The organism is Leisingera sp. NJS201, assembly GCF_004535885.1.
In the GTDB taxonomy this organism is placed as follows: Bacteria; Pseudomonadota; Alphaproteobacteria; order Rhodobacterales; family Rhodobacteraceae; genus Leisingera.
Map to the genome: position 1 here is coordinate 328,707 of NZ_CP038234.1, position 12,284 is coordinate 340,990.

Annotated in this window: 13 protein-coding genes; 5 read left to right on the plus strand and 8 right to left on the minus strand. The window is 63.7% G+C overall.

Going from position 1 to position 12,284, the window contains the following annotated elements:
* The first annotated feature begins 48 nt into the window (after nucleotides 1–48).
* Nucleotides 49–1,380, plus strand: coding sequence for an FAD-binding oxidoreductase (locus tag ETW23_RS01600; protein WP_134828912.1), 1,332 nt, complete (start codon nucleotides 49–51; stop codon nucleotides 1,378–1,380).
* A 10-nt stretch (nucleotides 1,381–1,390) separates the two neighbouring features.
* Here the strand turns inward: ETW23_RS01600 and ETW23_RS01605 are convergent, their stop codons facing one another.
* Nucleotides 1,391–2,323, minus strand: coding sequence for an MBL fold metallo-hydrolase (locus ETW23_RS01605; protein ID WP_134828913.1), 933 nt, complete (start codon nucleotides 2,321–2,323; stop codon nucleotides 1,391–1,393).
* A 110-nt stretch (nucleotides 2,324–2,433) separates the two neighbouring features.
* Here ETW23_RS01605 and ETW23_RS01610 point away from each other — a divergent pair, with 110 nt between their 5' ends.
* Nucleotides 2,434–2,862 (plus strand): DUF1801 domain-containing protein, encoded by a 429-nt coding sequence (locus ETW23_RS01610; RefSeq protein ID WP_134828914.1) that lies wholly within the window; start codon nucleotides 2,434–2,436, stop codon nucleotides 2,860–2,862.
* Between the two features lie 123 nt (nucleotides 2,863–2,985).
* The gene (gene gltX, locus ETW23_RS01615) at nucleotides 2,986–4,311 is read left to right on the plus strand and encodes a glutamate--tRNA ligase (protein WP_134828915.1); all 1,326 of its coding nucleotides are present in this window, start codon (nucleotides 2,986–2,988) and stop codon (nucleotides 4,309–4,311) included.
* A 242-nt stretch (nucleotides 4,312–4,553) separates the two neighbouring features.
* Here gltX and ETW23_RS01620 read toward each other — a convergent pair whose 3' ends face one another.
* Together ETW23_RS01620 and ETW23_RS01625 are read right to left on the minus strand one after the other, a co-directional pair.
* Nucleotides 4,554–5,747: a DUF2254 domain-containing protein gene (locus ETW23_RS01620; protein WP_134828916.1), complete on the minus strand. Its 1,194-nt coding sequence runs from the start codon at nucleotides 5,745–5,747 to the stop codon at nucleotides 4,554–4,556.
* Nucleotides 5,744–6,316: a gamma-glutamylcyclotransferase family protein gene (locus ETW23_RS01625; RefSeq protein WP_134828917.1), complete on the minus strand. Its 573-nt coding sequence runs from the start codon at nucleotides 6,314–6,316 to the stop codon at nucleotides 5,744–5,746. Before ETW23_RS01625 ends, ETW23_RS01620 begins: the two co-directional genes overlap by 4 nt.
* Nucleotides 6,317–6,417: 101 nt before the next feature.
* On the opposite strand from ETW23_RS01625, the gene ETW23_RS01630 reads away from it, so the two are divergent.
* A complete protein-coding gene (locus ETW23_RS01630; protein ID WP_129369544.1) occupies nucleotides 6,418–6,867 on the plus strand; it encodes an Rrf2 family transcriptional regulator in 450 nt (149 codons plus the stop codon).
* A gap of 17 nt (nucleotides 6,868–6,884) precedes the next feature.
* On the opposite strand, the gene ETW23_RS01635 is transcribed toward ETW23_RS01630, so the two are convergent.
* Both ETW23_RS01635 and ETW23_RS01640 read right to left on the minus strand, forming a co-directional pair.
* Entirely contained in the window at nucleotides 6,885–9,410 is a 2,526-nt protein-coding gene (locus ETW23_RS01635; RefSeq protein WP_134828918.1) for an ABC transporter permease, read from the minus strand.
* Entirely contained in the window at nucleotides 9,407–10,111 is a 705-nt protein-coding gene (locus tag ETW23_RS01640; RefSeq protein WP_129369546.1) for an ABC transporter ATP-binding protein, read from the minus strand. Before ETW23_RS01640 ends, ETW23_RS01635 begins: the two co-directional genes overlap by 4 nt.
* A gap of 48 nt (nucleotides 10,112–10,159) precedes the next feature.
* Here ETW23_RS01640 and ETW23_RS01645 point away from each other — a divergent pair, with 48 nt between their 5' ends.
* On the plus strand, nucleotides 10,160–10,801 hold the full coding sequence (locus ETW23_RS01645; protein ID WP_134828919.1) for an arylesterase: 642 nt from the start codon (nucleotides 10,160–10,162) through the stop codon (nucleotides 10,799–10,801).
* Between the two features lie 58 nt (nucleotides 10,802–10,859).
* On the opposite strand, the gene ETW23_RS01650 is transcribed toward ETW23_RS01645, so the two are convergent.
* The 3 genes from ETW23_RS01650 to ETW23_RS01660 all read right to left on the minus strand — a co-directional run bounded on the left by ETW23_RS01650 (nucleotide 10,860) and on the right by ETW23_RS01660 (nucleotide 12,217).
* Nucleotides 10,860–11,069: a cold-shock protein gene (locus ETW23_RS01650; RefSeq protein ID WP_024088679.1), complete on the minus strand. Its 210-nt coding sequence runs from the start codon at nucleotides 11,067–11,069 to the stop codon at nucleotides 10,860–10,862.
* Nucleotides 11,070–11,268: 199 nt separating this feature from the next.
* The gene (locus ETW23_RS01655; protein WP_129369548.1) at nucleotides 11,269–11,841 is read right to left on the minus strand and encodes a L,D-transpeptidase; all 573 of its coding nucleotides are present in this window, start codon (nucleotides 11,839–11,841) and stop codon (nucleotides 11,269–11,271) included.
* A 61-nt stretch (nucleotides 11,842–11,902) separates the two neighbouring features.
* On the minus strand, nucleotides 11,903–12,217 hold the full coding sequence (locus tag ETW23_RS01660; protein ID WP_134828920.1) for a hypothetical protein: 315 nt from the start codon (nucleotides 12,215–12,217) through the stop codon (nucleotides 11,903–11,905).
* Between the last annotated feature and the right edge of the window lie 67 nt (nucleotides 12,218–12,284).

Here is a 12,284-nt window from a genome sequence, read left to right on the forward strand (position 1 = left end):
GCGCCTGCATGCTGGACCGGCGATTCCGCAGCGGGCATAGATGCCTGCATGCCCGGACCAAAGCTGCCTCATTTTCAATCCGATCTGGCCTTGCCCAAGGCCGTCGACGCCGTTGTGATCGGCGGCGGCATCATTGGCACAACGACGGCATTGGAGCTGGCTGAACGCGGACATTCCGTGCTGTTGTGCGAAAAAGGCCAGATTGCAGCAGAACAAAGCTCGCGCAACTGGGGGTGGGTGCGGATGTCCTGCCGCGATCCCCGCGAAATTCCGCTGATGGCCGAGGCGCTCAGGCTCTGGGAAGGGCTTGCAAAGCGCACCGGCAAAGACACAGGATTTACCCGCTCCGGTATCCTTTACACCGCGGAGACCGGCAAGCGAGAGGCACAGCTGGTGCGATGGCTGCGCAATCTTGACAACTGGGGGCAGGACGCCCGTATGATCCGCAGCAATCAGATCGAGAAGCTGATGCCGGGCCACCAGACCAAGACCCGCAGCGGGCTGCTGACGCCGATGGACGGGCGTGCAGAACCGCAATTGGCCACCCATGCTATCGCCACCGCAGCGCAGGCCGCCGGCGCCAGGATTATGACCGAATGCGCGGTACGCAGTGTTGAAACCGCCGCAGGCCGTATCAGCGGCGTGATGACAGAACGCGGCCGCGTGGCCTGTTCCACGGTGGTGGTGGCCGGAGGTGCCTGGTCGCGGCTGTTCCTGGGCAATGCCGGTATCAACCTGCCGCAGCTCAAGGTTCTGAACTCGGTCCTGCGCACCTCGCCGGTGCAGGGCGGGCCGGAAACAGCCATCCGTGCCGCCAACCTTGGCCTGCGCAAGCGCGCAGACGGCGGTTACACCGTGGCCGATGCCCATGAGAACATCGTCGATATCGTGCCCGACAGTTTCCGGCTGGGCTGGAAATTCCTGCCCAGCTACCGGCAGGAATGGCGGGCGCTGCAGTTCCGCCTGTCAGACCGCTGGCGCGAAGAGGCGGCGCAGGCCCGCCGCTGGCAGCCGAACCAGACCACCCCGTTTGAACTGTGCCGGGTGCTGGACCCTGCGCCGTCGCAAAAGGCGCTGAAAAGCGGCTGGGCAACGGCGCAAAGGGCATTCCCAGTGCTGCAAGGCGCCGATGTGGTGCAAAGCTGGGGCGGGCTGATCGATGTCACTCCGGATGCGATTCCAGTGATCTCGCAGGCCGATGGGCTGCCGGGGCTGTTCATTGCCACTGGTTTCTCCGGCCATGGTTTTGGCATTGGACCGGCGGCAGGCAGGCTGGCCGCCGATCTGGTGACCGGCGACGCACCTGTGGTGGATCCGCATGATTTCCGCCTGTCCCGGTTTACAGACGGCAGCAGATACGGGCCGCAAACCGGCTATTGAACCGGGCCGCTCAGCCCATCAGCTGATAACTGACCGGCACATAGCGGAAACCCTCGCCGCGCGTTTCGACAAAACCGGCGGCGGGGAAGGGCATGTGGTAGCCGATCATCGGCACCTTGTCGGCGGCCAGCATCCCCAGCACCCGGCGGCGCGACGCGCTGGCAGCCTCGGGATCGGCATCAAAACTGAACGCCCAATCCGGCCGGGCAAAGCTGTAAACATAATGGTTGGCCAGATCCGCCGTCAGCAACAGCTGCCGACCGCCGCTTTCCAGCATGAAACCCATATGTCCCGGCGTGTGGCCAAAACTTGCCATCGCAGTGACCCCCGGTGCGATACCGGCGCCATCGTCAATGAACGTGGTCTTCTCTGCCAACGGCGTCACATTGCTGGCTACCAGATCGCCAACACGGTTGCCCGCCTCCATCTTGGACCAGAAATTATACTCGGCAGATCCCATGATATAGCGGGCATTGGCAAAGGTGGGCGCACCGTCTGTCATCAGCCCGCCGATGTGGTCTGGGTGCATATGGGTGATCACAACCACATTGATCTGGTCCGGGGTAACTCCGGCTGCGGCCAGCGCTTTGGCGATGCCGCCCGCACCTAGGCCGGTATCAAACAGCACCAGCTCTGCCCCGGTATCCACCAGCGTAGGCGTGAAGTAGAATTGCAGTGTTTCGGCTGAGACAAAGTTCTCAGCCGAAACCTCGGCAAACTCCGCATCGCTGGCCGCGGCACCAAACAGCGGTTTTGGCCCGTCACGCAAGGATGAGGCATCCAGCAGCGTGGTGACCGGCATCTCGCCCAGCATGAATGTATGGGCAATGGGTGCTTCGGCGCGGCCACCGTGGGCGCCGGCCAAAAGCGGTGTTGCAGCAGCGGCAAGGGGCAGGGCGGCGGCACCGGCCAGGGCCGCACGGCGGGACAGGGGAACAGTCATTAGGGAACCTCCAAGTTGCATTGGACTGCCCGCATCCTAGCGCCGCGGCGGCAGAGGGCTGTAAACAATCCCGTGATGCGGGTTAGGATGCAGGCAGGAGGGCCCCCGCCATGAGCCAGAACAAGACCGTCCCGACCGGAGCAAGCGTTGCAGATTTCCTTGCCACGGTTGAACCAGAGCGCAAGGCGGCGGAAGCACAAGAGCTGGATGCCCTGTTCCGCCAAACCACCGGTTTTATGCCGCAGATGTGGGGGCCTTCCATCATCGGTTACGGGCGCTACCACTACCGCTATGCCACGGGACGCAAAGGAGACTTCCTCGCCACCGGCTTCTCGCCACGCAAGGCGCGCCACTCGATCTACATCATGCCGGGCTATCAGGACTATGGCACCATCCTTGCACGCCTGGGCAAGCACAAGCTGGGCAGAAGCTGCCTTTATGTGAACAAGCTGGCCGATATCGATCTGGAAGTCCTGGCTGAACTGATCCGCACCGGCCTGAAAGACCTCAACGCAATCTGGCCGGTGCAGCCAAGCTGACCCGCGCTTTCCTCTTGCCCCAAATATCCCCGCCGGAGGCACGCGCCGCGAGGCGCGTTAACCCTGCTGAAACTGGACAATCCGCCGCCCATGTGACAAGGCATCGGCAACAGGAGAACCGTGATGACCACCACCCGTTTTGCCCCGTCGCCGACCGGCTATATCCACGTCGGCAACCTGCGCACCGCGCTGATGAACTACCTGATCGCCCGCAAGGCCGGCGGCACTTTCATCCTGCGCATCGACGACACCGACCCGGAGCGGTCCAAGGAAGAATACGTCGATGCCATCAAGCAGGACCTGGAATGGCTGGGCCTGACCTGGGACAAGGTGGAGCGCCAGTCCGAGCGTCTCGACCGCTATGTCGCAGCCGCGGACAAGCTGCGCGAAATCGGCCGTTTCTATGAGGCGTTCGAGACCCCGGTCGAGCTGGACCTGAAGCGCAAGAAACAGCTGAACATGGGCAAGCCGCCGGTCTATGACCGCGCTGCGCTGGCATTGTCAGAGGACGAAAAAGCCGCATTGCGCGCCGAGCGCGGCGATGGCGTCTGGCGCTTCAAGCTGGATCATCAGCGCATCGAATGGCCTGACGGCATTCTGGGCGATATCTCCATCGACGCGGCTTCGGTCTCGGACCCGGTGCTGATCCGCGGTGACGGCCAGTTCCTGTACACGCTGGCCTCGGTTGTCGATGACACCGAAATGGGCGTGACCAATGTGGTGCGCGGCTCGGACCATGTGACCAACACTGCCACCCAGATCCAGATCATCGAAGCGTTGGGCGGTACCGTACCGTCCTTTGCCCACCACTCGCTGCTGACCGGCCCGCAGGGCGAGGCGCTGTCCAAACGTTTGGGCACGCTGGCGCTGCGCGACCTGCGTGAAGCCGGGGTGCAGCCGATGGCGCTGCTGTCCTTGATGGCCCGCCTTGGCTCTTCCGATCCGGTGGAGCTGCGTTCGGAATTGGCCGAGCTGATCGATGGCTTCGACATCAACCGCTTTGGGGCAGCCCCCACCAAATTCGATGTCGAGGATCTCTATCCGTTGACTGCCCGCTACTTGCAGTCGCTGCCGCTGGAGGCGGTGCAAAGCCATGTAGACGCGCTGGGCGTGCCTGCCGCGAAACAGGCAGCCTTTTGGGATGTGGCCAAGGAAAACATCACCACGCTGAAGGATCTGGCGGGCTGGTGGGAGCTGTGCCGCGACGGTGCCGAGCCGCTGGTAGCCGACGAGGACAAGGCGTTCATCGCCGAAGCGATGGCGCTGCTGCCGGAAGGTCCGTATGACGCGGACAGCTGGAAGAACTGGACCACCGCAGTGAAAGAGGCGACGGGCCGCAAGGGCAAAGGCCTGTTCATGCCGCTGCGCAAGGCGGTCACCGGCATGGAGCGCGGCCCGGACATGTCGGCGCTTCTGGCGTTGATGGAAACTGTCCGCGCCCGCGGCTGATTGAGGTTCGCCTGAATTTAAAAAATAGGCGGCGCTTCAGGGTGCCGCCTATTTGCTATCCGGGGCTCCCGCCCGCCGGACCGGCATCAAAGATGCCGTGCCGCCGGTTGGGCCCGGCGCCGCGCGGAGGCGCGGCGCTGCACCGCTCCCCTTGGGGAGCGGTGCCATACCCAACTGTGCAAAGCGTATATTTCATGCGCCGGAACAGACGGGAGCACACCCTTTTGCCAGTCACAAGCCGCTCAGCCCCAGCTGCCATCCTTCAGTTCCCGGCACATTTCCCTGGCGGCTTTGGCCATATCCGGGTTCGGATGCTCGCCAAGCGCGTCCAGGGATTTTCCCATCCAGCGCATGACTGATGGGGCATCACTGCCGCAGCGGGCAATCGGGGGAAAGGCGCAGGCCAGCAGATGCTGTGCGGTGACCGGCGGGATGCAGACATTGGGATAGGCAGCCTTGCGGGCGTCGCTGGTCTCATCCGCGGGCGTGTTCTCCCACAGCAACCGTTCCAGCCGGCCCATGACTTCAACCGCGGTACCGGGATCATTGACACCGGGCGACAGCGCCTTTTGCGCGGTCTCTGCCAGCAATGTCAGGCCGAAAGACGGGTCCTGATCAAAGCTGCGTACATCCCCGATGTCGATCGCAGCTGAAGCCGCCTTGCAGAAGTCATTGTCCCCGGCGGTGGCCCAGGCCACCGGCTGGCCGCGCAGAATGTATTCGCCGGGTGCGCGCGCCAGGGTGATCTGCGTGCCGGCTTCCTCAGCCAGATCGTTCAACCGGGTCAGCCCGGCAAAGCGGACAAAACCGCTCTTGGCGGCTGGGATATCAACGGCGTCGCCGGGTTTAGCCTCTTCACGTGCGCACAGCCCGCCCAGACAGGGTTTTTCCATCCGCGCGCGCAGGCTGGCGCGGGTGCGGATTTCGATCAGCCGCAGGGTGTGGTCCATGCTCCCAAGGCTCGACAGGTGATCAATCCAGCGCAGGATGGCACCGACGATCAGAATCACCACGATGATGGTCAAGCCAAAGACCACCAGCGCGCCTTCCGGCGTGTAATAGCGGGCCCGGAACAGGATCACCGCGCTCAGCGAATAGATGAATCCGCCCACAAAGGTTGCCAGAACCCGGTGGGTGACGGTGTCTTCCAGCAGCAGCCGGTAGACCCGCGGCGTCGCCATCGAGGCGGCGGTGCGGTAGGCGCTGACCATGACGTTGAGCGAAAAGGTGGTGACTGCCAGCATGCCCGACGCCAGGATCGTCAGCACCGGCAGCACTGCCTCGCGTCCGAAATCCTCGCTCAGACTGTCCGGCAGCAGCGGTTTCGCCAGCGGCGCCAGCAGCAAAGCCAACAAGGAAAAAAGGGAAATCAGAACAACTCTGAACCAGAGTTGCCGTGCAATCCGGCCGAGGTGCAGCAGCGCCTTTTCTATCATGACCCTGAGACTATCCGGCGGGAACCTGTACTGTCGATCAGTTCATCAAACAATTTACGCTCGGCCACTGAAACCGGCTGGTGGCGCGGATAGCGCGGCGCGGCGCGGTCGTTCAGAACCGGGGCGTCCCAGCCATCGGTGGTTGCAACAAAGCCGTGCAGCCCGGCCTCGCCAAAGACCTGCAAATAGCCCAGCAGCACCACATCAAGATAGCTCAGCAGGATAGGGTGCCGCGCGGTGATGCCATTTTTGTTTTCCGCGGCAACGGCATAGACTGAAATTTCCGGCGCCCCGCCCAGCCCGTGCTGCACTGCACCTGATGCAGGCAGCCGATCATAGGCGAACTCGCGTTCATCCAGTGCTGCCCAGTCTGCTCCGGGCACTTCGGCAATCAGCCCGTCAATTTCGCTGTCTGCGCAGGGCACCGCCGACAGGAAGGCGACCTCGCGCAGGGCGGTATGAACCCAGGCCCGCCGCCAGCCGCGCAGCCGTGCCGGTGCCGCCCCGCCATAGGCATGCGTTGCAGTGTTCACCAGGCTGCCGTAGCCAAAGAAATATGGGGCTGTCATCCGCTCTGCCTATCGTTCGTGTTTCCGGTTATTGATGTATGTCAAACCGCTTTTTGCCGCCATGTGCAATAAGCGATGCACCATAGCTGCGGGAGCGACCCATGCGGATTACCAAAAGGACCAACATTGCCGTGCGGCTGCTGATGTATTGCGCCGCGCACAAAGACCGTCTGGTGACCAAGGCTGAGATCGCCGAATGCTGCAATATCTCGGAAAACCACTTGGCGCAGGTGATCAACCAGCTGAGCCAGCTTGGCTATCTGGCGACCCAGCGGGGGCGCAATGGCGGTATGAACCTGGGCAAGCCCGCATTGGATATCCGGATCGGCGACGTGTTCCGCGATGTCGAAGGCGGCCTGCCGATGGTGGAATGCTTTGCCGACGCGGACAACACCTGCCCGTTGACCGATGCCTGCCGTCTCAAGCTGGCACTGGCTGATGCGGCACAGGCGTTTTACACCTCGCTTGATGACATCACGCTGGAGGCATTGGTGTGCGACAACCACGACCTGTTGCGCATTTTGCAGCCGGTCTCCTGCGGCGCCCGCTAAGACCGCCGCAGCGCCGTCTATTCCCTTGCGCGCAGGATGCGGGCGGGCTTTGCCGCCAGAGGGCGCAGGGCAAAGACCAGCCCGGCCAGCAGTGTTGTCAGCACCCCGCCTGAGATCACCATCAGCGCATTCGGCCAGATCACCGCATAGCTGGTCTCGAACACATAGGCATTGATCGCCCAGGCTCCGGCAATGCCCGCCGCCAGCGCCACCAGCCCGGCGGCGGCGCCCAGCAGGGCGGACCGCAGGGCAAAGCTCAGCAGGATCTGTTTGCGCGGCGCCCCCAGGGTTTTCAGCAGTGCCGCCTCATACCGGCGCGCAGGTTCTCCAGCCGCGGCGGTGCCCAGCAGTACCAGAAACCCGGTCAGCAGCGTTGCTGCGGCGCCATAGGCGGTGGCGGCGGCCAGCTGGCGCAGAATGTCCGCCACCCGGTCGATCGCATCACGCATCCGGATCGCGGTGATATTCGGCATTTCGCGGGCCAGATCGCGCAGGATTGCGGCCTCGGCCTGCTCTTCGGCATAGACGGTGGCGATGAAACTATGCGGCGCACCGGCCAGGGCGGACTCGTTCAGGACCATCACAAACCCCATGCCCGCGGTGGAGAAATCCACATTGCGGAAGCTGGTGATGGTGCCCGTGATGTCGCGGCCCAGGATGTTCAGCGTCAGCGTGTCGCCCAAGGACAGCCCCAGTTCCTCCGCCTCCTCGGCAGCAAAGCTGATCTGCGGCGCCCCGGCGTAATCCGCAGGCCACCATTCACCGGCGGTAACCTCGGTGCTGTCAGGCCGGGCTGCGGCATAGGTGATGCCGCGGTCGCCGCGTACCACCCAGTGGTCGCCTGCAACCTCTGTGGCGGGCTGGCCGTTGATGCGGGTCAGAACCCCGCGCAGCATCGGTGCGTTCTCTACCCGGGTCACAGCCGGGTCATTCTCGACCCGCTCCAGAAACCCGGGCATCTGGCTGCGCTGGATGTCGACAAAGAAGTAACTGGGCGCCACATCCGGCAGGTTGCCCGCAATAGCGCGGCGCATGTTGCCGTCGATCTGGCCGATGGCGGCCAGCACTGTCAGGCCAAGACCCAGTGCCAGCACCGCAGGCACCGCACCGTCCCGCGCGCTGCCAATGGACGACAGCGCCCAGCGAAGGGCAGGCCGCCCCCGCGACGCGCCGGAACCGCGGCGGGCGAGAAAACCAATCCCCAGCGCCGCAACCAGCAGCACCATAAGCGCCCCCATCAGCCCGCCCGCTGTCCACAAGGTCAGCTGAGCCGAGCCGCTGAACCAGGCAGCCATCCCCACCAGTGCCCCCAATGCCAGCGCGGTCGCCAGCAGATAACGGGGCGCAGGCAGCCGGGTTTGGCTGGCAAAAGCATCCCGGAACAGCGAGGCGGCGCGGATGCGCTCGGCCCGGGCCAGCGGCCACAGGGCAAAGATGAAGGCGGTCAGCACGCCATAAATCGCCGCCTCGGCCAGTGCGGACGGATAGATTGAAAACACTGCCGGGAACGGCAGCTGCGCGGCAATCAGCGGCCCCAGCAGCATTGGCCCCAAGCCGCCCAAAACCAGGCCGATCCCCACCCCGATCAGCGTCAGCGCGCCGATCTGCAGGAAATAGGTCAGGAAAATTGTCTGCCGCTCCGCCCCCAATGTGCGCAGGGTGGCGATGGTGGCGGTCTTGGTTGCCAGATAGGCGCGCACCGCAGCAGACACGCCAACCCCGCCCACCGCCAGGCCGGACAGGCCCACCAGCACCAGAAACCCGCCGAGACGTTCCACAAATGAGGATATCCCCGGCGCGCCATTTCTTGCATCGCGCCAGCGCATGCCGGTGGTCTCAAACAGGCCCTCTGCCTCTGCCTGCAGTGCGTTCAAGTCACGGCCTGTCGGCAGTTCCATGCGGTATTTGGTGTCAAACAGTGTGCCCGGCTCCAACAGCCCGGAACCCGCCAGATCCGCTGTCCGCACCATAGTGCGCGGGCCCAGTTCAAAGCCCGAGGCCGCGGCGTCCGGCTCCAGCACGATCAGCGCCATCAGCCTGAAATCCTGCGTGCCCAGCCGGAACGTATCGCCCGGCTGCAATCCCAGCCGGTCCGCCAGTACCCGGTCCATAACACCGCCCGGCAGGCCCTTTGCGCCTGCCAAAGCGGTCTCCAAGGGTATCGGTGGCGAAAGCTGCATCGCTCCCTTCAACGGGTACAGCCCGTCCACCGCCTTCACCTGGGTCAGCCCGCGCTCCTCGCCTACAGTTGCCATCGAGCGGAACTCGGCAATCTCGGAATAGCGGACCGCATTCCGGTCCAGCCAGCCGCGCTCGTCCTCATTGGCAAAGCGGTAGGTGAAGTTCAGCTCGGCGTCGCCGCCCAGGATGGTCGCGCCTTCGCGCGACAGCCCGGTTTCAATCGACGTCCGGATTGAGCCGATGGCAGCAATCACCCCGACCCCCAGCGCCAGACAGGCCAGAAAAATGCGGAAACCTTTCAGGCCGCCGCGCAGCTCGCGCAGGGCAAAGCGCCAGGCGAGGCGGAAGGCGGCAGCATTCATTCCGCGGCCTCGCGCGCGGCGGCGTCATCCACCCGTCCGTCGCGCAGCCGGACCACCCGGTCGCAGCGGGCCGCCAGTTCCGGCGCGTGGGTCACCATCACCAGCGTGGCGCCGTACCGGTCGCGCAGACCAAACAGCAGATCCATCACTGCCTCGCCGTTGGTCTCGTCCAGATTGCCGGTGGGTTCATCAGCCAACAGGATCGCAGGCCGCGGCGCCAGTGCACGGGCCAAGGCAACGCGCTGCTGCTCACCGCCCGACATCTGCGCCGGGAAGTGGCCGGCGCGATGGCCAAGGCCAACTGCCTCCAGTTCCGCCTGGGCGCGGTCAAAAGCATCCTTGACGCCCGCCAGCTCCAGCGGCGTGGCGACATTTTCCAGCGCCGTCATGGTCGGGATCAGGTGAAAGCTTTGAAACACCACCCCCATGTTGTTGCGCCGGAACCGTGCCAGCGCGTCCTCGTCCATTGCCGTCAAATCCTGGCCAAGCGCTGTGATCGTTCCGCCGGTTGCCTGCTCCAGCCCGCCCATCAGCATCAAGAGCGAGGACTTGCCGGACCCGGACGGCCCCACCAGCCCCAACGTCTCCCCCCGCCGCACATCCAGCGAGATGCCGTGCAAAATCTCTACCGGGCCGGTATTGCTATTCAGGGTCAAAGACGCATCTAACAGATGCAGAACGGGGCTGTTATCGTTGGTCATCGGGCCTGCCTGTTGGATCCACCTATCGGATATGGAGTTTTTGCGGCGATGCACAAGATACTGGCGCTGTTGAGTTTGCTGCTTTTTTCAAACACCGCCTGGGCTGAGCCGCTGCGGATCACGGCATTGGGCGACAGTCTGGTGCAGGGTTACGGGCTGCCGCAGGACCAGGGTCTGGTGCCGCAGCTGGAGCATTGGCTGAATGAAAACGGCGCCGAAGTGGTGCTGCAGAATGCCGGTGTGTCCGGCGACACCACCGCCGGCGGGGCAGAGCGGGCGGAGTGGACGCTGTCGGACAATCCCGACGGTTTGATCGTGCTTTTGGGCGGCAACGACCTGCTGCGCGGCCTGGCGCCAGCGGCGGCACGGACCAATCTGGCCCACATCCTGCAGGAAGCCGAAACCTTGGGTATTGAAACCCTGCTGATCGGCATGAAGGCACCGGGCAATTACGGGCCGGACTACAAGACCGCTTTTGACGCGATATACCCGGACTTGGCTGCCGAATTCGATGCGGTGCTGCATCCGGATGCTTTTGCGGGCATTGCAGCAGAGGCGGGCGGCGACCCGGCAGCGGCGCAGGCCTATTTGCAGGATGACGGCATCCACCCGAATGCCCGGGGCGTTGCGCTGAATGTGGCTGCGATCGGACCGGCAGCCCTGCAGCTGGTCACGGCGATTCAACAATGAAAACAGCCCCGGCGGGCAGGGCTGTTTGAAAGCTCTCAGGCGTGATCAGAAGTTCGGATCAGGAGGCCAGTGCGATATCAACCGCGGACTCGCGGCCGTCGCGGCCAGCCTGCAGTTCGTAAGTCACTTTCTGATTGTCGGCCAGGCCGGTCAGCCCTGATCGCTCAACTGCGGAAATGTGGACAAAAATGTCCTTGCCGCCATCATCGGGTGCAATAAAGCCGTAGCCTTTGGTGGTGTTGAACCATTTGACGGTGCCAGTCGCCATCGTCGTATTCTCCTAAGTCGTCTCAATTCTCTGCCCGCGTCATGCGGCAGAACGGCAGCGGTCTGCAAAGAGTCATAACCGCGCCGGTAAGGCAACAGTGATGATACTCGCGTGACGTTGCGGTGACAGAATTGAGTAGGAATCACCCCAGGCGCAAGAAAAAATCCAAAGTGACGCCGTGTCTCCGGCAGAACCGTGCCTAAAGCACTGTCACAACCGTGCCGAGCGGAACCCGCTGATACAGATCCGTAACGTGCTCATTCATCATCCGGATGCAGCCGTTGGATACCGAGTGCCCGATGGTCTGCGGCTGGTTGGTGCCATGGATGCGGAAATAGGTGTCGATGCCGTTCTGAAACAGATACAGGGCCCGCGCTCCCAGCGGATTTTCCGGCCCGCCGGGCTGAATGTACTCATTGTCGACAAACTTGGCATAGGCCCGCGGATCGCGTTCGATCATCTCGTCGGTCGGGCGCCAGGTGGGCCAGACCTTTTTGCGTTCGATCACGGCAGTGCCGGTGAACTCCAGACCGGCCTTGCCGACACCAACGCCATAGCGCATCGCCTTGCGCTTGTCGGTGACAAAGTAAAGGTAGTAGGAGCGCGGCAGCACCAGGATCTGCCCCGGGGCAAAATCCTTGCGGATCCGGACCTCCTGCGGGGTGGGATCAAAGGGAGCGGGGTCTTTCTTGCGGGCCAGCGCAGGCAGCGGAAGCAAGGTTGCTGCGGCGGCCGCAGTACCGGTACTCAGAATTTTCCGGCGTGAAATCATGGCTAAATCTCCGGATGTCTGTTGTGTCGTCTAATCATCTTCCGGCGCGGAATGCGCTGGGTCAACGGGTTTCCGCAGACGGGCCGGCAAGTGTTGCAAGCGTAGCAGCAGCCAGGGTGCAGACGGCAATCCAGCCAAAGTACCAGAATTTCCCGGCCAACAGGTCCTCGGCGTAAGACGCGGCGAATTGCGCCTTGCCTGCTGCCGCGATGGCAAAGGCCGCGGCACCGAAGACCGCGAAACCCGCGGCTGCCAGCCAGCGTGGCAGGTGCAGCAGCCGGACGGCAAGGGCCAGCGCAAGACCGGGCAGGGCGCCCAGCCAGATCACTTTGCCCGCCCACCAGGGATGTGCCCCCAGGCCTGCGGTCAGATTCATAAAATGCGCCAGTTCGGCGGCTGCCAGAACGGCCGCAAGCGGCGGCAGGAGGCGAAGTATCTGTTGC

What these genes read in the sequence shown, in the direction of transcription:
- ETW23_RS01645 (WP_134828919.1), top strand. Translation starts at nt 10,160, where the DNA reads ATGCACAAGATACTGGCGCTGTTGAGTTTGCTGCTTTTTTCAAACACC.
- ETW23_RS01650 (WP_024088679.1), bottom strand. Translation starts at nt 11,069, where the DNA reads ATGGCGACTGGCACCGTCAAATGGTTCAACACCACCAAAGGCTACGGC.
- gltX (WP_134828915.1), top strand. Translation starts at nt 2,986, where the DNA reads ATGACCACCACCCGTTTTGCCCCGTCGCCGACCGGCTATATCCACGTC.
- ETW23_RS01630 (WP_129369544.1), top strand. Translation starts at nt 6,418, where the DNA reads ATGCGGATTACCAAAAGGACCAACATTGCCGTGCGGCTGCTGATGTAT.
- ETW23_RS01625 (WP_134828917.1), bottom strand. Translation starts at nt 6,316, where the DNA reads ATGACAGCCCCATATTTCTTTGGCTACGGCAGCCTGGTGAACACTGCA.
- ETW23_RS01620 (WP_134828916.1), bottom strand. Translation starts at nt 5,747, where the DNA reads ATGATAGAAAAGGCGCTGCTGCACCTCGGCCGGATTGCACGGCAACTC.
- ETW23_RS01635 (WP_134828918.1), bottom strand. Translation starts at nt 9,410, where the DNA reads ATGAATGCTGCCGCCTTCCGCCTCGCCTGGCGCTTTGCCCTGCGCGAG.
- ETW23_RS01640 (WP_129369546.1), bottom strand. Translation starts at nt 10,111, where the DNA reads ATGACCAACGATAACAGCCCCGTTCTGCATCTGTTAGATGCGTCTTTG.
- ETW23_RS01655 (WP_129369548.1), bottom strand. Translation starts at nt 11,841, where the DNA reads ATGATTTCACGCCGGAAAATTCTGAGTACCGGTACTGCGGCCGCCGCA.
- ETW23_RS01600 (WP_134828912.1), top strand. Translation starts at nt 49, where the DNA reads ATGCCCGGACCAAAGCTGCCTCATTTTCAATCCGATCTGGCCTTGCCC.
- ETW23_RS01610 (WP_134828914.1), top strand. Translation starts at nt 2,434, where the DNA reads ATGAGCCAGAACAAGACCGTCCCGACCGGAGCAAGCGTTGCAGATTTC.
- ETW23_RS01660 (WP_134828920.1), bottom strand. Translation starts at nt 12,217, where the DNA reads ATGAATCTGACCGCAGGCCTGGGGGCACATCCCTGGTGGGCGGGCAAA.
- ETW23_RS01605 (WP_134828913.1), bottom strand. Translation starts at nt 2,323, where the DNA reads ATGACTGTTCCCCTGTCCCGCCGTGCGGCCCTGGCCGGTGCCGCCGCC.